Here is a 20,549-nt window from a genome sequence, read left to right on the forward strand (position 1 = left end):
CGGCCGGCCCCGCGGGACACCAATGGCATGACGGCGCCCCTCGCCGGGTGTCACGTCGGCACCGCGGGCGGCTTCGGCGCGGAGGTCCGGCCGCTGACCATATGGCGGGGGAATCGCCGCCTCGCCCGCTCGTGAGTCGATAGCGCCGCACGCGCTACGCGTCCCGCGTTTCCGGCGCAGCGCCAGCCGCCGGCTCGATCCGGAACGCGTCGACTACAATTCGCGGCTGGCACGGCGTCCGCCCCGCCGTCACTTCCGAAGCGGATGAGATGAGACAGATACTTCCCGAATGGATCTTCCCGTGGCTCGAAGTGAGCTCGCTCGGCCTGCAGGTTGTCACGATCCTCGTCGGCGCATGGGTACTGCGCATGTTGCTGTCGCGCCTGATCCGACGGCTCGGTGCGCGTTACGCCCTGCCGCCGGAAATGGTCCTCGGCGCCCGCCGGATAAGCTCCTTCCTCATCTACTCCGGCGCGCTGCTGATGATCCTCGACCGCTTCGGGGTCTCTGCCACCGTGCTGTGGACGGCGCTCACCGGGTTCGCCGCAGTCGGCGCGGTCGCGTTCTTCGCTGCCTGGAGCGTGCTGTCGAACATCTTCTGCACGCTTCTGATCCTCATTGTCCGACCGTTTCGCCTGCACGACCACGTCGAGGTGCTCGAAAACGGCGAGAAGCCGGGGCTCAAGGGCAACGTGATCGATATCAACCTGATCTACACGACGCTGCAGGAGACCTCCGCAGAGCACCGCGGCGCAATCCTGCGAGTCCCGAACAGCCTGTTTTTCCAGCGCATCATCCGCTGCTCGAAGGAATTGGAGCCGGAGCACGGCGCCAAATAGAGCGACTGATGCCGGACCCGACGTCCGCAGCTCTGCTGCCGCCCGGGCAAACGTAGCCTCTATTTTCGAAACGGAGGCAAGCCCATTCGAGCACGCGGCGGAGCTCGCGAAGATGTATGAGGAAGAGCGGATGAAAGGGGGATTAACTCGATCTTGGGGATAAGCGGTGGCGAAAGCGTCGGCGCGCAGCGCCGAGATCTCAGGATGTCGACGCCTTTGCTTCCGTTGCATGTGCCCGAAACCCGCCAGTAGTCAATTCCCGAAATGGGCGGCGTCGGAACCGCGCATCGGGTTCTGACCGCCCAGCTAAGTCGCCGTTTGCACGGCTTCCTTGCTGCGGGGCACGCATTGGAGAGGCTCGCAATGAACGAAATTCGGCAAGCCGATGGAGAACTGGCGCACCTGCCGAAGGAGGCCGTTAACCGACTAACCGCGTCTTTTGCGCGCTTCTTGCACTTCGAGGTCGCTGCCGCGGCCGTTCTGCTGTTGGCTACCGTTGCTGCGCTCGTGCTTTCCAACTCTCCGTGGGCACACCACTTTCTTGAAGCATGGGAGACTCAAGTCGGATTTCAAATTGGCACGCTGCACTTCGTTCGGTCCCTCAGGGACTGGATCAACGACGGGCTGATGACCTTGTTTTTCTTTCTGGTCGCGTTGGAACTCAAGCGGGAGCTCGTGCTCGGCGAGTTGAAACATCCTCGCGTAGCTGCGCTGTCGATTGCATCCGCACTCGGCGGCATGGTCGTCCCTGCAGGGGTGTATCTCGCGCTGCTATGGGGGCGACCGGGTGAGACGGGGTGGGGCAGCGTGATGGCGACCGACACCGCGTTTGTGTTGGGTTGTCTGGCACTCCTCGGCTCGCGAATCCCTCAAAGCCTGCGCGTGTTCATGCTTTCGTTGGCGATCGTGGACGACCTCGGCGCCATTCTTGTTCTCGCGATCGGCTATAGCAGCAACATTTCTTGGGGTGCACTGAGCGTGGGCGTCCTTGGTCTCGCGAGCGTTCGAATAATGGCGTTGGCCGGCGTCCGGAGCACCCCGGTCTACCTCCTCGTGGGGTGCTTCGTTTGGCTTGCGGTCGATGTGTCCGGAATCCACGCTACGGTCACCGGCGTAATCCTCGGGTTGCTCACGCCCGCGCGTAGATGGGTGAGCGATGAACGTCTATACGCGATCTTGCGGCAGGTGGTCGCGCACCCCGCGAGAGACGAAGGCAGCGGCCACACGAGGGACCGCGAGACTTTGCGGGTGGCGGAGATTGCAGCGCGCGAAACCCTGTCTCCAGTCGAACGCTTGGAGAGGGCCCTGCACCCGTGGGTCGGCTTTGTCATCATGCCGCTCTTCGCCATTTCCAACGCCGGATTACGGCTCGCGTTTGGCGATTTGAATGCCTCTGTCGTCGTGGCGGTGTTCGCCGGGTTCGCGCTCGGCAAGCCCATCGGGGTCTTTACGTTCAGTTGGCTCGCGGTGCGTTCGGGACTTGCGGTCCGGCCCCCGGACCTCGATTGGCGTTTGATAGCGGGTGGCGCCCTGCTTGCCGGCATCGGATTCACCATGGCACTGTTCATTGGCAACTTGGCCTTCGGCGCGGAACTGATCGACAGCGCAAAAGTGGGAATCTTCCTCGGATCCATTTTTTCGGCGGGAGCGGGTCTCGCTCTATTGATGTGGTCGACCCGTCGCGCGTTGCGCGAAGCGGACCTCAACTGAATGCTCATCTAGCGCAAGGAGCGTCCGTGAACGATTACCGCAAGGCTTTCGTGATCGTCGTGTCAGCCCTCTTCGCCCTCGCCCTGTACTGGATGCTGGCGCCCTTTCGGGGTGCGCTTGCCTGGGGTATCTGTCTCGCTTTCCTGCTGGCACCGGTGCATCGTGGGCTGACGCGCAAGCTGAAGGGACGCTCCGCTCTGTCCGCTGGAATCATCACGCTGCTCGTGCCCGCCGTGCTCGCAGGCCCCATGGTGAGCCTCGGTGTGGCATTCGCGAACCAGGTGACGGAACTGGTCACGCGTTTGCAGGAGGAGAAACTGCGCTTCGATGTCCACCTGCTTGCGCAACTGGAGCAGTATCCCTTCGTCGGCAGTTTTGTCGAATGGCTACGCCAGAACCTCACGGCCACGACCGAACAGCTTCAGAGCTGGTTGGTAAAGGGTGCCCAACTGCTGCTGCAGTCGCTGGCAGCCACGGGAGGCAACTTTGTAATCAGTGCTCTCGGTACGGTCGTTCATTTTTTCATGATGTTGTTCTTGCTCTTCTTCCTGCTGCGCGACGGCCAGCAGTTGCTCGACCGGATCGTCCGCTTGGTCCCCATGGAAGCGCAGCGTAGAGGAGACCTGCTCCGACTGATTGCCAGCACGACGCGTGCCGTAGTCTACGGTACCGGTTTGACCGCGGTCGCCCAAGGCACCTTGGTGGGTGTCGGCTTCGCCATAGCAGGATTGCCGTCGGCGGTTGTGTTCGGCGTGCTGGCCGCGCTTCTGGCATTGCTCCCGGTGGGCGGTGCAGCACTCGTGTGGGTACCGGGGGTAGTTGCGTTAGCCGCAGATTCCCAGTGGGGCTGGGCGATCTTCCTGTCCGTCTGGGGCACGGCCGTGTCGGTCTCCGACAATCTGCTGCGCCCATTGCTGATTTCGACCCAGGCGCCGGTGTCGACGCTCGTAGTATTCGTAGGTGTCGTCGGCGGCGTCTCGGCCTTCGGCATCATCGGCCTCATTGTCGGGCCGGTCCTGCTGACGGTTCTGGTTGCCCTGTTGCGTTTCGTCGACGACACGTTGTCACACCAGCCCTGACCACAGGACAAGGGAACGCCTGTCACCTAAACCGTCGTCAGTCCGTAGGGGTCGGCACAGCGCATGTATGCGGTCGGACGATGCCTGCTGCCCTGGCAGCGACATCGCCTCGCGTCCTGTTCGAATTAAGATGGGGAAGCATCCCCGGCTCGCCCGTAACGAGCCGCAGCCGCACGACCTACCCTTAAGCGACGGCGTTAATAGCCAAACCCGGCGCAGTTTCGAGACCTCGACCAGGGGCGGTGCCGATCTCGCATTTCGAAAGGATCAATGTGCCAACGCATCCGTCTTCACCCTCCGCGCGTCGGCCGGCCGACCCGGGCCCTCCTGCGGTCAGCACGCGCAGTCGACCCGCGTGCCTCGGCGTCGTTGCGATCGGCGCCTCGGCCGGCGGGCTTGCCCCACTGTTCGAGCTGTTCGGGCGCTTGCCCGCCAATCTCGGGTTCGCCTACGTCGTGGCGCAGCATGCCGCGGCCGACCATGACACCGCGCTGCCGCAGCTGATCGGCGAGCGGACGTCGATCGTGGTGCGCACCCTCACGGACGGCGACGCACCCCGGCCGAACGTCGCCTACGTCGTGCCGCCGAGCATGAACGCGGTGTTTCGCGACGGCACGCTGCGATTGGTGGCGATCGCGCCGCACATGCGGCCCAGTCCGTCGGTCAACGAGCTACTCTGCTCGCTCGCGGAGGAGGCGCGCGAGATGCTCGTCGTCGGCGTGATCCTGTCGGGCACCGGCAGCGACGGCGCGGCCGGCGTGCGCGCGATCAAGGCCGAGGGCGGCTTCTCGTTCGCCCAGGACCCGGCGTCGGCCCAGTACGATGGCATGCCGCGTGCGGCCATCGACACCGGCTGCGTCGACTGGGTGCTGGATCCAACGCGGATCGCCGACGAACTCGTGCGGCTTTCCGGGTTGCACGACGCGGTCCCGCCGACGTGCGATCACGCAGCGCTGAAGCGGCTGCTGGGCCGGCTTCGCCAGCAGAGCAACGTCGACTTCTCGCGCTACAAGGAAGCGATGCTGTGGCGACGCATCCACCGCCGCGTCGCGGCCACCCACGCGCGCGGGCTCGACGAGTACGTTGAGCTCGCGTGCGGAGATGCAGACGAGCTCGAGCGGCTGCAGCGCGAGTTTCTGATCTCGGTCACCGCGTTCTTCCGCGACCCGGCCGCATTCGCCGCGCTCGCGCAGGTCGCGGCCGAACTGGTGGACGGCAAGCATCTCGACGATCCGATTCGCGTCTGGGTGCCCGCCTGTGCTACCGGCGAGGAGGCGTACTCGATCGCCATCGTGCTCGACGAGGCGCTGCACGCCGCCGGCGTGCACGCCGCCGTGCAGATCTTCGCCAGCGACATCGACACCGCTGCACTCGCCGTGGGGCGCGCCGGCCGCTACCCGGCCGGGGCTCTCGTCGATGTCGAACCTGCGCGGGTCGAGCGCTACTTCGTGCCCGCCGACGACGGCTTCGAGGTGGCCAAGCGCCTCCGCGACATGGTCGTGTTTGCGCGGCACGACGTGCTGGTCGACCCGCCCTTCACCCGGCTCGATCTACTGAGTTGTCGCAACCTGCTGATCTACCTGCAGCCTGCCTGCCAGGTCAGGGTTCTCGGCACCTTCGGCTACGCATTGCGACCGGGCGGCCACCTCCTGCTAGGAAAGTCGGAAGCGGTGGCGCAAGCCGAGGAGCTATTCGCGCCGGTGGACGTCGGCGTGCAGCTGTATCGGCGCACGTCCGCGAGCGCCCGAGCGGCGCCGCTGCGCAGTGGCGCGCCGCGCACGGTCGTCGAGCCCGGGCGCCGCCGGGCGGAATCGGGCGCCGGCCGCGACGACCGGTTGTTGTCCGCGCTCGCGAGCCTCTATACGCGCGCGGCGATCGTCGTCGACCGACGGCTCGAGATCCGGCACATCCACGGCGACGCGTCGCCCTTCCTGACGGTGCCTGCTGGCGCGGCGAACCTGAGCCTGCCGATGTACATCCGCGAAAACTACCGGACCGAACTGCACACGCTGGTGTTCCGCGTCGACCACGACCGCACGCCGGCCGCAGGGCCGATCCGGCCGCTGCCCGACGCTCCCCGCCGCGGCATCCGGCTAGTCGTCTACCCCTTTGGGTCCGACGAGCGGGACCACGAATACCTGTGCGTGTTCGAATATGCACCGCTCGCGGATCCCGCAGCCGCGGGGCACGCGGCGGAGGGCGACGACGAGGGACCGGCGCTGCGCGCGGCTCGCGACGAGCTGACGTCCGCGCGCGAATACGTCCAGACGCTGATCGACGAGCTCGCGGCGTCGCAGGAGCAGTTGCAGCCACTCAACGAGGAGCTGCAGTCGACGGTCGAGGAGCTCAAGGCGTCGAACGAAGAGCTGCAGTCGATGAACGAGGAGCTCGCGACGTCGAACGCCGAGCTGCAGCAGAAGACCGGCGAACTCGGACGCGCGAACCGCGACCTCGAAATGATCCTGGGCAACCTGCGGTTCCCGATTATCGTCGTCGATGCGGGTTTGCGCCTGCGGCGCTACAACGAGGAAGCCGCCAAGATGTTCGACATGGGTCCGCGCGCCGCCGGTCGCGACCTGCGCGACTACGAGGCGTCGAACAGCTTGAGCGAGGTCGCCGCGATGCTGGTCGACGCCATCCGCTCCGGCGAGGGCGGCGAGCGGCTGCTCGCCGACGGCAAGCGGCATTACCTCGCGCGCTCGGCGGTGTACCGTGACGAGGGCAGCGAGATTACCGGCGCCATCGCCGTGCTCGCCGACACGACGAATCTCGTTGAGACCGAGCGCCGCCTGCGCGAGAGCCAGGAGCGGCTGCTCGCGATCATGAACAACTCGAGCGCGCTGATCATGATCAAGCGCATCTCGGGGGAGTACGAGTTCGTCAATGCCGGCTTCGGACAGCTCTTCGGCATGGCGCCCGACACGGTCGCCGGCAAGACCGACGTCGAGGTGCTGCCGCGCCAGATCGTCGAGGTGCTGCATGACCGGGAAATCGAGGTGTTGCGTCGACGTGCGCCGATCCAGTCCGAGGATTCACTGCCACTGCCGGACGGCGAGCGCCACCTGCTGGCGATGCGCTTTCCACTGTTCGCTGAAAACGGCAGCATCCATGCGATTTGCACGCTTGCGACGGACGTCACCGAACTCAGACGATCGGAACGGCAGACGCTGCTTTACGGACGGGCGTTCGAAAGCGTCGGTGAAGGCGTGGCGATCACCGACGTGGCGCATCGGATCGTCAGCGTCAATCCGACTTTCATGCGCCTGACCGGATTCGCGCTCGAAGACGTCAGCGGACATGACGCAGCCCAATTCGCACTCGACGAGGCCCACGAAAGCATTGCTGCGACGATCTGGGAGGGCGTCGGCCGCGATGGCCGCTGGCAGGGTGAGATCGCCTGCCAGCGCAAGGACAACACGCCGATACCGGCTTGGCTGGCAGTCAGTCCGGTGGCCGCCCCGAGCGGGATCGTGACGAACTATGTCGCCGTGTTCACCGATCTCAGCCAAGTCAAGGAGAGGCAGCGGCTCGAGTACGCGGCGACGCACGATGAGCTTACCGGACTGGCCAACCGCAACCTCTTCTTCGATCGCCTCGCGCATGCCATCGCCCGTTGCGAACGCCAGCACTCGCGGCTGTCGCTGCTGTTCATCGATCTCGACAACTTCAAGACGATCAACGACACCCTCGGTCACGATGCGGGCGACCGGCTGCTCGAGGAGATCGGCCGACGCATAGGCCAGTGCGTGCGCGCGCAGGACACAGTCGCGCGCATGGGCGGCGACGAGTTCAGCGTGCTCATCGAGGATGCCCAGCCCGCGGAAGTAAGGATCATGGCGGAGCGCATTCTCGAGAGCTTGGCGACGCCGGCGCGGCTGGGCGAGCGCGACGTCAACACGACAGCGAGTGTCGGCATCAGCAACTATCCCGAGGACGGCCACGACATCCAGACGCTGCTCAAGAATGCGGACACGGCGATGTACGAGGCGAAGGAGACCGGCAAGAATGCGCTGCAGTTCTTTTCCAGCGAACTCAACACACGGGCGCAGCAGCGTCAGGACATGGAACTCGATTTGCGCCGCGCGATCGACCAGCAGGAGTTCTTCCTCGTCTTCCAGCCCCAGGTCGAGCTGGCCGAGAAGGGAATCGCCAGTGTCGAGGCACTGCTGCGATGGCGCCATCCGACCCGCGGTCTGGTACCGCCCGTGCAGTTCATACCGATAGCCGAGGATAGTGGGCTGATCATCCCGATCGGCGAGTGGGTGCTCCGGGCGGCGTGTACGCAGATCAAAGCGTGGCAGGCGTTGCTGCCCGAGCCGCCTCGGGTTGCGATCAATGTGTCGCCGCGGCAATTTCGGCGTCCCGGGATGGTGCCGTCTATCCGCCAGGCGCTCGTCGATACCGGTGTCGATGCGAGATTCCTCGAGGTCGAGGTGACCGAGCGTGCGTTGAACGGCGACCTGGAGCGGTTGCTCGGCCCACTTACCGAGTTGCGCGAGCTCGGGGTGCACGTGACGATCGACGATTTCGGCACCGGATATTCATCGCTCAGCTGCCTGAAGCGGCTTCCGATCGACCACGTCAAGATCGACAAGAGCTTCATCGATGCGATCGAGCATGACGAGGATGACAACGCAATCGCGCGGGCGATCATTGGCATGTCCCATACCCTCGGCATGCAGGTAGTCGCCGAGGGCATCGAACACGCCGGTCAGTACGCCATTCTGAAAGCGACCGGCTGCAATCTCGGGCAAGGTTATTTCTTTTCGGAGCCCCTGCTGCCGGCTGAGGTAATTGCCCTGCTCAAACGCCAGGATGGGAATGCGACGTGAGCGACCTGCTGAATGAGCTGGACGGTCACCGACGTACTCTGTGGAGTAAGGCGCAAACGGGTCGAGCGCAGCGCTCTTGATTCCCCGCTGTCGGGATTCGATTGGTCCATAGACCGGTCCGCGACCACCCGTCCGACGTCGAGGTGCGCGCTACTGCTCGCGCCAACGCAGCTTAGAGTTCAGAAAACCAGGGTACTCCACCGGGGATCTTGTGTGCGCTCGACAAAGGCGACCATGCCGCCGAGCCCGGAGCATTGCGACACGAGCGCCTCGCGCGGCAACCCCAGCGCGGCGAGGGCCTGGCTGCAGGCGCGCATCTGCACCCCGGCTTCGACGCAAGCTTGCAGGTATGTCGCCAGTGGCATCGTTTCGCGCCCGAAGCCGATCGGGGTGTCGTGCCGGGCCGCGAGCAGCCAGTGGACCGAGCGCGCGGTGAACAGCAGCTCAACTTCCAGGTCGAGCGCGGCGGCGGCCTGCGCGGCGACGAACGGCGTGGCCGCCCGGTCGGCGTCGTCGGGGCCGCAGGACCAGACCATGATCGCGAGGCCACGGCGTTGAGCCATCACAGCTTCTCCAGGCGCATGCGCGCAATCGCGGCCGGCGCCAGCGACTCGCCGTGCACGAGATTCGCCACGTCCTCCGTCCAGCGCTCGGGTGCGATCCGCACGAGCCAGCCGCGTCCGTAAGGATCGCGATGCACCAGTTCGGGCGTTTCCGCCAGCAGCGAGTTCACTTCGACGACGCGACCCGAGACCGGTGTCTTGATCGACACGACCGCTTTGCTGAGTTCGGCCACGGCTACCGTCTCGCCTTGGCCCAGGACCGTGCCCACCGGCTTCGGTCGGCACATGTAGACATCGCCGGAAAGGTGGATGCCGAAGGCGCTTATCCCGACTTCCATGCAGCGGTCCTCGCGAGGGCGGCACCACATGTCGTGCGCGAGGAAGAACCAGGCGTCGTCGGGATAGGCGAAACCGAGGATGTCCATCGCGTCACGCGAAGAAATGGCGGAAGAAAACGGGAGTCGAACCCGCCCGGCGACGCATGGCGCCGCCCACTGGGTTTGAAGCCCAGCCGCCCCACCGGGGACGAATTTCTTCCTTGTTCATGAAGCCTCCCGCACGTCGGCGAACAGCAGCGTATCCGGCCGCAGCCGGTGCTCGTCGCCGACGCGCCGCAACAGTCCGACGCGGTCGAAGAATTCGAGGATCTGGATCGCACGCTTGCGGCCGAGTTCCGTTGCATCACGGAACGCAGCGGCGGCGATCGCACCGTCGCGCTCGCCGATCTCGCGGGCAAGCGTTGCAAGCTTGTGGATTGTAGGCACCGGATAGAAGAGATCCTTCACGACCTGGAACACCTCGCCCGTCTGCGCCAGCCGTCGGAGCACCTCGCGGACCTGAGTTTCCGGCAGACGCGCGGCGGCGGCAAGGTCGCGGACCCAGGGTGGATCGAAGCCGCCGTCGAGCAGCAGTGGCAGCGCACGTTCGGCCACGACGCGATCGGCCGCGCGCAAGCGCTCGCCATGGGCCGGCAAATGCAGGAAGCCGTTGCGCACTCCGATGCGGTCATCGCTGCGCAGGCGCTCGACGAGGTTGTCCCACAGCGGCTCGGCCATGCGCGGGGCGGCGAGCCGGCGCGCCCGCTTCGCGTCGAGGCCGACCTCCTGCGGCGACTGTGCGTGGAAGTCGTGCAGCACCTGCAGGACTTCCGCCTGCGCTTGCGCGAGGTGTGCCGCGTCGATGAACCACCCGCCTCCCGCGGCGAGCGCACCCGGGACATGCTCGACGTCGAACGGCCACGCCGCGTAGCCGGCGACATGGAGCCACGCGTCCCCGTGCATGCCGAACGGCGCGTGCGCCAAGGTGGCGGCGAAGCGCTCCGATGGGCTGTCGGCGCTTTGCGCGTGCAGCCAGGCCAGGCGCTCCGGCGTCTGCCGATAGCGCGCCGGCGCATCGACCGCGAGCACCGTGCCACCACCGAGCGTCCGCGCCGCCGCGGCGTCGCGCAGCACGAATCGATCGGTCTGCCAGGCGTGAAGCGGCGTGCGCAGCACCAGTTGCGCGAGTCCTTCCGCGCCCGGCTCGATCGCGGCTGCGCCCAGCACGGCAACGGTCGCCATGCCCTTCTGCGTGCCGAGGTGGAGATGGACCAGCGTGCCCGAGCGTAACGCCCGGGCTGCAGTGGGAGCGACCCTCAAACGCACGTCCAGGCGTTCGCTTTGCTGCGCGATGACCGGCGTGCACAGAACATGGCCTCGGTCCACGTTCTCGCGCGCGAGTCCCGCCAGCCCGATCGCGCAGCGCTGGCCCGGCCCGGCCTCCTCGACCGCGGCGCCGTGACTCTGCAGGCTGCGTACGCGCAGCGGCCGTGCTGGGTCATGGGCGAGTGCGAGCAGATCGCCGACGCGCACGCAGCCGGAGGCAATGCAACCGGCCACGACGGTGCCGATGCCGACGACGGTGAACACGCGGTCCAGCGACATGCGAAAGCCGGCCGCAGGGTCGCCGCGGACAGTGGGGCTTTGCGCCTCGCGCCGCAGCAGGTCGCGCAGCGGCTCGATGCCATCGCCGCGCAGCGCGGACACTTCGAGCACGGGCCAGTCGGCGCGTCCCGCCGTCGCCAGCAGCGCCCTCGCCTGCTGTTCGCGCTGCGCCAGCATCACGTCATCCACGCGGTCGGCCTTGGTGAGCACGACGGCGCCGCGCGGGATCTCCAGCAGCGAGAGGATCGTCAGGTGCTCGGTCGTCTGCGGCATCACGCCGTCATCGGCCGCGACCAGCAGCAGCGCGAAGTCGATGCCGCTCGCGCCCGCGACCATCGCGTGCACGAGTTTTTCATGTCCGGGGACATCGACGAAGCCGATCGCCGGGCCATCGTCCTGGGGCATGAAGGCGAAACCCGGCTCGATGGTGATGCCGCGGCGTCGCTCCTCCGGCAGCCGGTCGCCGTCGACGCCGGTGAGCGCGCGCACCAGCGCCGTCTTCCCGTGGTCGATGTGACCGGCGGTCCCGACGATCATGCGAGCGCCTGTTTCAAGGCCGGGAGCTGCGCGAGCACCGGCCCCGGTTCGTCGAGACAGCGGCAATCGAGCAGCAGGCGGTCATCGGCGATGCGGCCGATGATCGGCATCGGCAGCGCGCGCAGCGCCGACGCCAGCGCATCGAGCGCGGTGCCGACGCCGCGCCGGCCGGGCAGCACCGGCGCGAGCGCGAGGCCGGCCGACGGCAGCCGGTCCACCGGCAACGAGCCGGAACCGATCTGGCTGCAAAGCGGCACGACCTGGACGTCGTAGCGCGGAGCGAGCGTGGTGCGCAGCGGCGCCAGCAGCGCCTGCGCGACGCCTTCGATCTGGTCCATCGGCCGCACGAGCCAGCGCAGAGTGGGCAGCTCGCGCGTCAGCAGCTCGGGTTGCAGGTACAGCGCCAGCGTCGCTTCCAGCGCCGCCAGCGGCAGCTTCGACAGGCGCAGCGCCCGCTTCATCGGAAACTTGCGGATGCGCGCGACCATTTCGCGCCGCCCCACGATCAGGCCGGCCTGCGGGCCGCCCAGCAGCTTGTCGCCGGAGAAGGTCACGACATCGCAGCCGGCGGTCAGCATCTCCTGCGGCGTCGGCTCCTTCGGCAAGCCGTACTGCGTCATATCGACGAGTGAGCCGCTCCCCAGGTCAGTCGCCAGCGGCAGCCCGTGCTCGCGCGCGAGGCCGGCAAGCTCGGCTTCGGACACCGAGGCAGTGAAACCCTGCACGATGTAGTTGCTGGTGTGGACCTTCATCAGCAGTGCGGTGCGCGGCGTGATCGCGCGCGCGTAATCGGCGAGATGGGTGCGGTTCGTCGTGCCCACTTCCACCATCGTCGCGCCCGCGCTCGCCATCACGTCGGGCATGCGGAAGGCGCCGCCGATCTCGACCAGTTCCCCGCGCGAGACGATGGCTTCACGCCCGCCCGCAAGCGCGGCAATGGTGAGCAGCACTGCACCGGCGTTGTTGTTGACGACCGTCGCGGCCTCGGCGCCGGTGATCTCGCACAGCAGCCCTTCGACCAGCGTGTCGCGATCGCCGCGGCCGCCGCCCGCGAGCTCGTACTCGAGGTTGTTCGGCCCTTCCATCATGCGGGCCACGTGCGCGACCGCCGAAGGCGGCAGCACCGCACGCCCGAGGTTGGTATGGATCACGGTGCCGGTCAGGTTGATGACGCGTTTCAACCGGGGCGCGATGCGCGCCCGGACGCGGGACGCGAGTTCCGCTGTCATCACCTCGCGATCGAGAAGCCGGAGATCCAGCTCGCCGACAAGCGCGAGCGCCCGCAAGCCGTCGAGCAGGCCGCGCGTCTCGGCGGCAACCAGCGTGTGACCATGGGCGGCGGCGAGCGCCTGCACCGCGGGCAGTCGCAGCAGCTTGTCGATCGAAGGCAGATCCTTGAGCCTCGCCTTCGAGCCGTGAACCACGGACTCTTCGGGCGCGGACATCAGCCGCCTCCGCCGTCGTCGGGTTTGTCCGGCTCCCCGAACAGGAGCAGCAGGTTGGTGCCATGCCGCTCGAAGCCCGCCTCCGACACCAGCAGGTCGAGCGTCAGCGAAGCGAGGTCATCGGCCACCGGCTCCACCTGCGGGTCGCGGTCCTTGCGGACGATCTTGAGGTAGCTGCCGCACTCGTCGCAGGTCTCCGCCTCGACCGCCGCCTTCAGCGGCTCGCTCACGCCGGCGTCCACCCGTTCCAGCGACTGGTAGTGGATGCCCTTCGTGCTTTCGCAGTGGCTGCACTTGATTCGCACCATGTGCCACTGTGTCGAGCACAACGCGCACTGCAGGTAGCGCAGTCCGCCGGACGTGGCGTCGATGCGGGCGACACTCGCCACCGGCACGAAGCCGCAGCACGGGCAGCGCGTGGCGTCCTCGATGCGGCCGAAGGGTGCGAGCCGCTCGGCGCCGTGGACAGCCTGCGTGGCCAGCACGAGATGCGTCCAGTACGCCTGGAGCGCCGCGGCGATGAAAGGCGCAGCGGCCAGATCGAGCCCGGAAGCGTCATTCCCCAACAGCCGGTCGGCCTGGCTTTCCAGCGCATCGGCATCCAGCGAGCGCAAGGCCTCGACCGTCGAGCGCACGACGTCGGTTGGCACGCGCGGGAGCAAGGCCTCGAGCAGACGATGCAGGCCGTCGCGCCAGCGCGGATCGCGCGGCCAGAGTTCGGCCGGCAGCGACGGCCTGCCCGCGCGCACCGCGGCGGCGAGCGCGTCCGCATCGGGCAGTGCGACGTCGGGATAGTCCTGCAGCAGCGCGTGCTGCGCGCGCGTCAGGTCGGTTATCAATAGCAGGTAGTCGCGCATCGCGTGGTCGGCTGCGAGCTCGCGCAGACGGATCTCGCGCTCGGCAAAGATCTCGCTGCGGACGGGCAGGTGCAGCACCGGCGCCTGCCGGCCGGAGCGCACCGCAATCTCTTCGGGGGTGAGCAGCGGGATCGTCGTCACTTGTCGGCGCCGATGTCGCGATACCACAGCGGATGGTGGCGACGCGCCCAGGATGGGGACACCGTGCCGCGCGTCATCGCGCGCATCGAGCCCTTGACCCAGATCGCCGCGTACACGTGGATGATCACGCCCAGCACCATCAGGAAGGCTGCGAAGGCGTGAAGCAGCACGGCGAAACGCCGCACCGGTATCGGAACGGCGCCCGCGAACCACGGCACCCAGAAGAGGAAGCCGGTCACCAGCAGCACCAGCAGGCACACCGCGAACAGCCAGAACACCCCCTTCTGCCCGGCGTTGTACTTCGCCACCGGCGGCATCTCTTCCTCGCGGCCGCGCAGCAGCCGGGACGAGCGGCGCACCCAAGCGCTGTCGTTGCGCGTCCAGAAGTTGTCGCGCCAGACCTGGAAGAACAGGATCACGAAGCCCAGCACCATGACCACGCCGAAGAACGGATGCAGCGTCTTGGTCCACTGACCGCCGCCGAACAAGCCGGTGAAAGGCCAGAACAGGGGATGGAACAGGGCCAGGCCGGACAGACCGGCGGCGAGGAACAGCAGCGCGACGATCCAGTGATTGACGCGTGTGCCGTCGTTGTAGCGGCGAATCAGTCGAGCCATCTCACTCTCCTCGCACGCGGTCTTCGTCGCGTCGGCGCGGCCTGCCGTCGTCCGCGTCGTCGTCCGTCTCGTCGGTTTCGAGCGGACCCACCTTGACGTAGTGGAAGAAGCCGACGACCGCGGCACCGATCATCGCCGCGGTGGCCAGCGGCTTGGTGATGCCCTTCCACAGCGCCACCAGCGGACTTATCGTCGGGTCGGCCGGCAGGTCGTTGTAGAGCCCCGGCTGGTCGCCGTGCTGTAGCACGTACACCACGTGTGTGCCGCCGACGCCGGCGGGGTCGTACACCGCCGGTTGCGCATAGCCGCGCTCCTTCAGTTCCGCGACGCGCTGCGCACCAAACTCCAGCATGTCCTCCTTGCTGCCGAAGCGGATCGCGCCGGTCGGACACACCTTCGCGCACGCGGGCTCCAGCCCGACAGCGACCCGGTCGGAGCACAGCGAGCACTTGTAGGCGCGGTTGTCCGTCCGGGAGATGCGAGGGATGTCGAACGGACAGCCGCTCACGCAGTAGCCGCAGCCGATGCAGTGCTCGCTGATGAAGTCGACGATGCCGTTGGTGTACTTCACGATTGCGCCGGGCGCCGGGCAGGCCTTGAGGCAGCCCGGGTCCTCGCAGTGCATGCAGCCGTCCTTGCGGATGAGCCATTCGAGTCGGGTGCTCTCGTCCGGCTGCTTCATCTGCACTTCGGCGTAGCGCATGACGGTCCAGGACTGCGGCGTCAGGTCGGACGGGTTGTCGTACTGCCCGACGTTGACGCCGACCTCGTCCCGCAAGTCGTTCCACTGCATGCACGCGACCTGGCACGCCTTGCAGCCGATGCAGCTGGACACATCGATCAGCTTCGCCACTTCGGTGACGTGCTGCCGCGCCTGGGGCGTCGGCTTGGTGGTCGCCGATCGCGCCGCGATGTCGAGAGATTGCAACGAGCTCATGTCATGCCCTCTCGATATTGACGGTGAAAGACTTGTATTCGGGAGTCTGCGTGTTCGCATCCCCCACGAACGGCGTGAGCGTGTTCACCAGGTAGCCGGGCTTTGCGAGGCCGACGAAACCCCAGTGATTCGGCAGACCGACCGTATCGACCGTCCTGCCGTCCACCGTCAGCCGCGGGATGCGCGGCGTGACCATCGCCACGGCCTTGATGAAGCCGCGGTTGGACGACACCTTCACCATGTCGCCGTTGGCGATGCCCTTGTCCTTCGCCAGCTCGGGGCTGAGCTCGACGAATTGCTGCGGCTGAATGATGGCGTTCGACAGGACGTTCTTGGTCCAGTAGTGGAAATGCTCGGTCAGGCGGTAACTCGTCGCCACGTACGGGAACTCGGCCGGCTTGCCGAACGCCTCGAGATCGCCCTTGAACACCCGCGCCGCCGGGTTCGCGCGCGCCTTCGGGTTGGCGTTCATCGGGTTGTTCTCGAGCGGCGATTCGAAGGGTTCGTAATGCTCGGGCAGCGGCCCCTCGGCCATTCCCGTCGGGGCGAAGAGGCGCGCGACGCCCTCGGCCGCTGCACCCGCTGCGGGTCCGCGGGGTCGGCGTCGGGACGGATGTCCGGCACGTCGGCGCCGGCCCAGGCGCTGCCGTTCCAGTACATCAGCGTGCGCCCCGGATCCCACGGCTTGCCGTCGGGGGCGGTGGATGCGGCGTTGTAGAGGATGCGCCGGTTGGCCGGCCACGCCCATGCCCAGTTCAGCGTCTGGCCGATGCCCCACGGGTCGGAGCTGTCGCGCCGTGCCATCTGGTTCCCGGCCTCGGTCCAGGCTCCCGCGTAGATCCAGCAGCCGCAGGCCGTGCTGCCGTCGTCGCGCAGTTGGCCGAAACCGGCGAGCTGCCGGCCGGAGTGCACGAGCACCGCCGGTGCGGCGCCCGGGTTCTTCGGATCGGGCGGCGCCGTGACATCGGCGAGCGCCTTGCCGTTGTATTCCATCGCCAGTTCTTCAGGCGACGGCGCCGACGGAATCTTGTACGGCCAGGTCAGCTTGACGATCGGGTCGGGGAAAGCGCCGCCGTCCTTCGCGTACATCGCGCGGATGCGCAAAAACAGCTCGCCGATGATCTCGTTGTCGCCGCGCGCCTCTCCCGGCGGAGGGGCGCCCTTCCAGTGCCATTGCAGCCAGCGGCCGGAGTTGGTGAGCGCGCCGTCCTCCTCGGCGAAACAGGTCGACGGCAGCTTGAACACCGTGGTCTGGATCTCTTCCGACTTGACGTCGTTGTACTCGCCGAAGTTGCGCCAGAACTCCGCCGTCTCGGTGTCCAGTGGATCGATGATCGCGAGGAACTTCAGCTTCGACAGGCCCGCGATGATCTTCTTCTTGTTCGGGAAGGAGCCGACCGGGTTGAAACCCTGGCAGATGTAGCCGTTGAGCTGGCCCATGTTCATCAGCTCGAAGGCCTGCAGCACGTCGTACAACTTGTCGATCTTGGGCAGGTAGTGAAACGCCCAGTCGTTGTCGGCCGTCGCCGCGTCGCCCCACCACGCCTTCTGCAGACTGACGAAGAACTTCGGGTAGTTCTGCCAGTAGCTCATCTGGTTCGGCCGCAGCGGTGCCAGCGCGCGCGTCTTGTAGTAGGTCTGCAGGTCCTGCTCGTCGTCGCGCGCGAGCGAGAGATAGCCCGGCAACGAGTTGGAGAGCAGGCCGAGGTCGGTCAGGCCCTGGATGTTGCTGTGCCCGCGCAGCGCGTTCATGCCGCCGCCCGCGATGCCGATGTTGCCGAGCAAGAGCTGCATGATCGCGCCGGTGCGAATCATCTGCGAGCCCATGCTGTGCTGCGTCCAGCCCAGCGCGTACATGATCGTCATCGCCCTGTCGGGCGTGGCGGTGGTCGCGATCATCTCGCACACTTTCAGGAACTGCGCCTGCGGGGTGCCGGTGATGCGGCTCACCATCTCGGGCGTGTAGCGCGAGAAATGCCGCTTCATCACCTGCAGCACGCAACGCTCGTGCTGCATCGTCGGGTCGGTCTTGGCGAACTCGCCCTCCATCTCGTAGCCCCAGCTTGCGGGGTCGTACTTGCGCTTCGCCTCGTCGTAGCCGGAGAAGAGTCCGTCCTGGAAGCTGTAGCCCTCGCCGACAATGAAGCTCGCGTTGGTGTAGTTCGCGACGTACTCGTGCTGGATCTTGTCGTTCGACAGCAGGTAATTGATGACGCCGCCCAGAAAGGCGATGTCGCTGCCGGCGCGGATCGGCGCGTAGTAGTCGCTCATCGCGGCCGAGCGCGTGAAGCGCGGATCGACGACGATCAGCCGCGCCTTGTTGTGGTGCTTGGCCTCGATGACCCACTTGAAGCCGCAGGGGTGCGCTTCGGCGGCGTTGCCGCCCATGATCAGCACGACATCGGCGTTCCGGATGTCCACCCAGTGGTTGGTCATCGCGCCGCGTCCGAACGTCGGGGCCAGACTGGCCACCGTAGGTCCGTGTCAGACACGCGCCTGGTTGTCGAAGACGAGCATCCCGAGGGATCGCATCGCCTTGTGCGTGATGTAACCGGTCTCGTTGGAGGCGGCGGATGCGCAGAGCATCCCTGTGGTGGTCCAGCGGTTCACGACCTTGCCGTCGTCCGTGTTCGCCACGAAGTTGGCGTCGCGGTCGGCCTTCATCAGCGTGGCGAGGCGCGTCAGCGCTTCGTCCCAGCTCACCCGCTTCCACTCCTTCGCGCCGGGCTCGCGGATCTCCGGGTACGCCAGGCGGTTGGGGCTGCGCACGAAGTCGAGCAGGCCCGCGCCTTTGGGGCACAGCGTCCCGCGGTTGACCGGGTGGTCCGGATCGCCTTCGATGTGGATGATCTCGGGCAGCGCGTTCTTGGCCTTGTCGCCCAGGCTGTACATCAGAAGGCCGCAGGCGACGGAGCAGTACGGACAGGTACTGCGCGTCTCGTCGGCGCGTGCCAGCTTGAAGTGGCGCGTCTCGGCGAGCGCCTCGCTGGCCGAGAAGCCCAACGCGGCCAGGGTTGAGGACGCGAGCCCCGCGCCGCTGACCCGGAAGAATTGCCTTCGATCCATGTACATCGAGGTTCTCCTGAAGGGTTATTTCGGAGCGGAGCCGGACGGCTGCGCAGTTCCATCTTTACCGTTCGGCGCCGGCAGCGCGGCGCCGTCCCCGCCAGTCGGCGCCGGCGCCTCGCCCTGGTTCGCGCCGCCTTCCCCCTGCCCCGCCACGACGCCCCCGACGGCCGTGCCGCCCGTGCCGGGACCTGCGGCAGGCGACGCTGGCGTCACGGCATCGGTGGAGGGCGAAGGCGAAATCGGCGCAGGCGGCGTCGTCGTCGGGGCAGTCCCGGGCGTAGTCGTCGCGGGCTCCGGCGGCGTGGCAACCGGTGCGGGCTTCTCACCGCATCCCGCCGCGAAAAGACAGACAGTGGCGCACATGGCGCGCCAGGGAAGTGGATGCATGCAGCCTCCCAAAGCAAGCAAACTCGTCGGCGACTGCCGGGTCGACAGATCGCCGCAGAATTGCGACGGAGTGAGCGCCCAAGCCTCACGCGCTCCCCTGCACAGGGGGGCGAAACGCTCCTCTCCCGCCGCGGTCGAGCGAGTGAGCAAGCGGCGTGCCCCGCCTCAACCGCCCTTACCTCGTCCCGGTATTTCCGCTCCAGCCACGAGTCAGACGTCGGCGGCCGCCCTGGGGAGCGCAGAGGCAGCCTGCTCCCCGTACCACGTGCAGCCGCAAACGCCGTCTTTGTAAAATTTATAGACTGGTTCTTGGCATATGCAACTTTGGTCCCGGGTAAAAACGCAGACCGTGGTGCAGGCATTGCGCTACAGCCTCCCCGCTCGTTCGGCGGCAACGAGCGCCTGCCTGTTCATCGCCGCCGCGAGCGCCAGTCCTGACAAGACGAGCGGAACAAGCGATACCCAAAGCACAACGCTCCAGCCATACGCCGACAGCCCCCCGCCGGCGATGAACGATCCCGCGGCCATCAATCCGAATACGACGAATTCTTTGAGCGACTGAACGCGAGTCTTCTCCTCGGGCCTATGGCACTCGAGCACCAGCGCAGATCCGGCGAGGAAGCCGAAATTCCAGCCATCTCCGAGCAGAATAAGGAAGCCCCGAAAGTACAGCCCGGTCAGCACGAACGCGGCGCGCAGGACGGAGACCATTATGCCAATCACAAGATCGAAATCGCAGAGTCAGACGCCGCAGCCCCTCCCACGGCACGACCAGCAAAAATCGGCCGAGCGCAGCGAAGCATGTGCTGCGTTACCGGTCTCTCGCTCTAAAGATAACGCCCCACGCCTGTTCACCGGACGAAAGGTATCGAAGCTGAAAAGGATGGCAACGGGCCGAAAGCAGCCGCCACCCGGAGCCATTAGCTTCAGCCGCGACCAGTCAGTCAAATCCGCCGCCACGGACGGTGAGTTGGCCGGTACCAAATCAATATCGCTCGAACCGGCTCGGTTGCCGGAGGCTCGAACCGCCCCCTTCAAAATCACGCGTCAACGTCCCGCCCCTACGACGCTGCGAAACGTCACCGAATAGCGCAGTCCTTCCACGCCCGGAATGCTGTGCTCCCATTCCTTGCGCGACGGGCCTCGCAGCAGGTACGCGGACCGGGGCTCGGCGATGAGCGAATAGCGCTCCCACTTCGCGCCCGACTTGCGCCGAAAACGGAACACGCGCGACGAAAGCAGCGAAATGCCGATGACGTCGCCGAAGGCTGGTCGGTCGCGGTGTCAGCCGATCGCGGCGCCGGGGCGGTATTCGGTGATCAGCGCGGGCGGGAGGTCGTCGGGCGGGAGGTCGGCGAAGGCGGCGGCGCGTTCGCGCAGCGGCAGCAGGAACGCCGGGATGTCATCAGTTCGGCGCAGCTCGCATCGCCGAAGTCGTAATGCCAGCCGAACGACATGACGCGCCGCTTGCCGACGTAGCCGTGGAATTCGAACTCCTTTAGCGGCAACGCGGCGAGGCAATCGACGAGTTCGCGCTCCTCGTCGATCGACACGACGCCCGCCTCGTAGCGGAAGCCTTCGGGTGCCACGGCGCGGGCGTTCCTTGTCATCGCT

The 20,549-nt window shown here is 66.8% G+C and carries 13 protein-coding genes, 1 tRNA gene and 1 pseudogene; 4 read left to right on the forward strand and 11 right to left on the reverse strand.

The genetic code is table 11. The features are described from left to right. The first annotated feature begins 269 nt into the window (after positions 1–269). The 4 genes from ROZ37_RS03995 to ROZ37_RS04010 all read left to right on the forward strand — a co-directional run bounded on the left by ROZ37_RS03995 (position 270) and on the right by ROZ37_RS04010 (position 8,460). Complete coding sequence (locus ROZ37_RS03995; protein WP_312657701.1) at positions 270–839, forward strand: mechanosensitive ion channel family protein; 570 nt, start codon at positions 270–272, stop codon at positions 837–839. 363 nt (positions 840–1,202) lie between these two features. Further along, positions 1,203–2,549, forward strand: coding sequence for a Na+/H+ antiporter NhaA (gene nhaA / locus ROZ37_RS04000; protein WP_312657703.1), 1,347 nt, complete (start codon positions 1,203–1,205; stop codon positions 2,547–2,549). Between the two features lie 26 nt (positions 2,550–2,575). Beyond that, positions 2,576–3,628 (forward strand): AI-2E family transporter, encoded by a 1,053-nt coding sequence (locus ROZ37_RS04005; RefSeq protein WP_312657704.1) that lies wholly within the window; start codon positions 2,576–2,578, stop codon positions 3,626–3,628. A gap of 272 nt (positions 3,629–3,900) precedes the next feature. Beyond that, positions 3,901–8,460, forward strand: coding sequence for an EAL domain-containing protein (locus ROZ37_RS04010; protein ID WP_312657705.1), 4,560 nt, complete (start codon positions 3,901–3,903; stop codon positions 8,458–8,460). A gap of 179 nt (positions 8,461–8,639) precedes the next feature. Here ROZ37_RS04010 and ROZ37_RS04015 read toward each other — a convergent pair whose 3' ends face one another. The 11 genes and pseudogenes from ROZ37_RS04015 to ROZ37_RS04065 form a co-directional block, all read right to left on the reverse strand. Further along, entirely contained in the window at positions 8,640–9,023 is a 384-nt protein-coding gene (locus ROZ37_RS04015) for a DsrE family protein (RefSeq protein ID WP_312657706.1), read from the reverse strand. Continuing rightward, on the reverse strand, positions 9,023–9,448 hold the full coding sequence (locus ROZ37_RS04020; protein WP_312657707.1) for a glycine cleavage system protein H: 426 nt from the start codon (positions 9,446–9,448) through the stop codon (positions 9,023–9,025). The genes ROZ37_RS04015 and ROZ37_RS04020 overlap by 1 nt, the downstream gene beginning before the upstream one ends. Before the next feature lie 17 nt (positions 9,449–9,465). Then, a tRNA-Sec gene (locus ROZ37_RS04025) sits at positions 9,466–9,561 on the reverse strand. Between the two features lie 4 nt (positions 9,562–9,565). Next, positions 9,566–11,482 (reverse strand): selenocysteine-specific translation elongation factor, encoded by a 1,917-nt coding sequence (gene selB, locus ROZ37_RS04030; RefSeq protein ID WP_312657709.1) that lies wholly within the window; start codon positions 11,480–11,482, stop codon positions 9,566–9,568. Beyond that, on the reverse strand, positions 11,479–12,927 hold the full coding sequence (gene selA / locus ROZ37_RS04035; RefSeq protein WP_312657710.1) for an L-seryl-tRNA(Sec) selenium transferase: 1,449 nt from the start codon (positions 12,925–12,927) through the stop codon (positions 11,479–11,481). The genes selB and selA overlap by 4 nt, the downstream gene beginning before the upstream one ends. Then, positions 12,927–13,925 carry a formate dehydrogenase accessory protein FdhE gene (fdhE, locus tag ROZ37_RS04040; protein WP_312657712.1) on the reverse strand — a complete coding sequence of 333 codons (999 nt, stop codon included), beginning with the start codon at positions 13,923–13,925 and terminating at the stop codon, positions 12,927–12,929. The genes selA and fdhE overlap by 1 nt, the downstream gene beginning before the upstream one ends. After that, a complete protein-coding gene (locus tag ROZ37_RS04045) occupies positions 13,922–14,542 on the reverse strand; it encodes a formate dehydrogenase subunit gamma (protein ID WP_312657714.1) in 621 nt (206 codons plus the stop codon). The genes fdhE and ROZ37_RS04045 overlap by 4 nt, the downstream gene beginning before the upstream one ends. Before the next feature lies 1 nt (position 14,543). Continuing rightward, positions 14,544–15,479, reverse strand: a complete 936-nt coding sequence (gene fdxH, locus ROZ37_RS04050; protein WP_312657716.1) for a formate dehydrogenase subunit beta — start codon at positions 15,477–15,479, stop codon at positions 14,544–14,546. Position 15,480: 1 nt separating this feature from the next. After that, positions 15,481–18,551 (reverse strand): annotated as a pseudogene (gene fdnG / locus ROZ37_RS04055) (formate dehydrogenase-N subunit alpha). Positions 18,552–19,301: 750 nt separating this feature from the next. Next, complete coding sequence (locus ROZ37_RS04060) at positions 19,302–19,646, reverse strand: hypothetical protein (RefSeq protein WP_312657718.1); 345 nt, start codon at positions 19,644–19,646, stop codon at positions 19,302–19,304. A 608-nt stretch (positions 19,647–20,254) separates the two neighbouring features. After that, positions 20,255–20,545, reverse strand: coding sequence for a hypothetical protein (locus ROZ37_RS04065; RefSeq protein ID WP_312657720.1), 291 nt, complete (start codon positions 20,543–20,545; stop codon positions 20,255–20,257). Between the last annotated feature and the right edge of the window lie 4 nt (positions 20,546–20,549).

It is taken from the genome of Aromatoleum sp. (genome assembly GCF_032027225.1).
GTDB lineage: Bacteria > Pseudomonadota > Gammaproteobacteria > Burkholderiales > Rhodocyclaceae > Aromatoleum.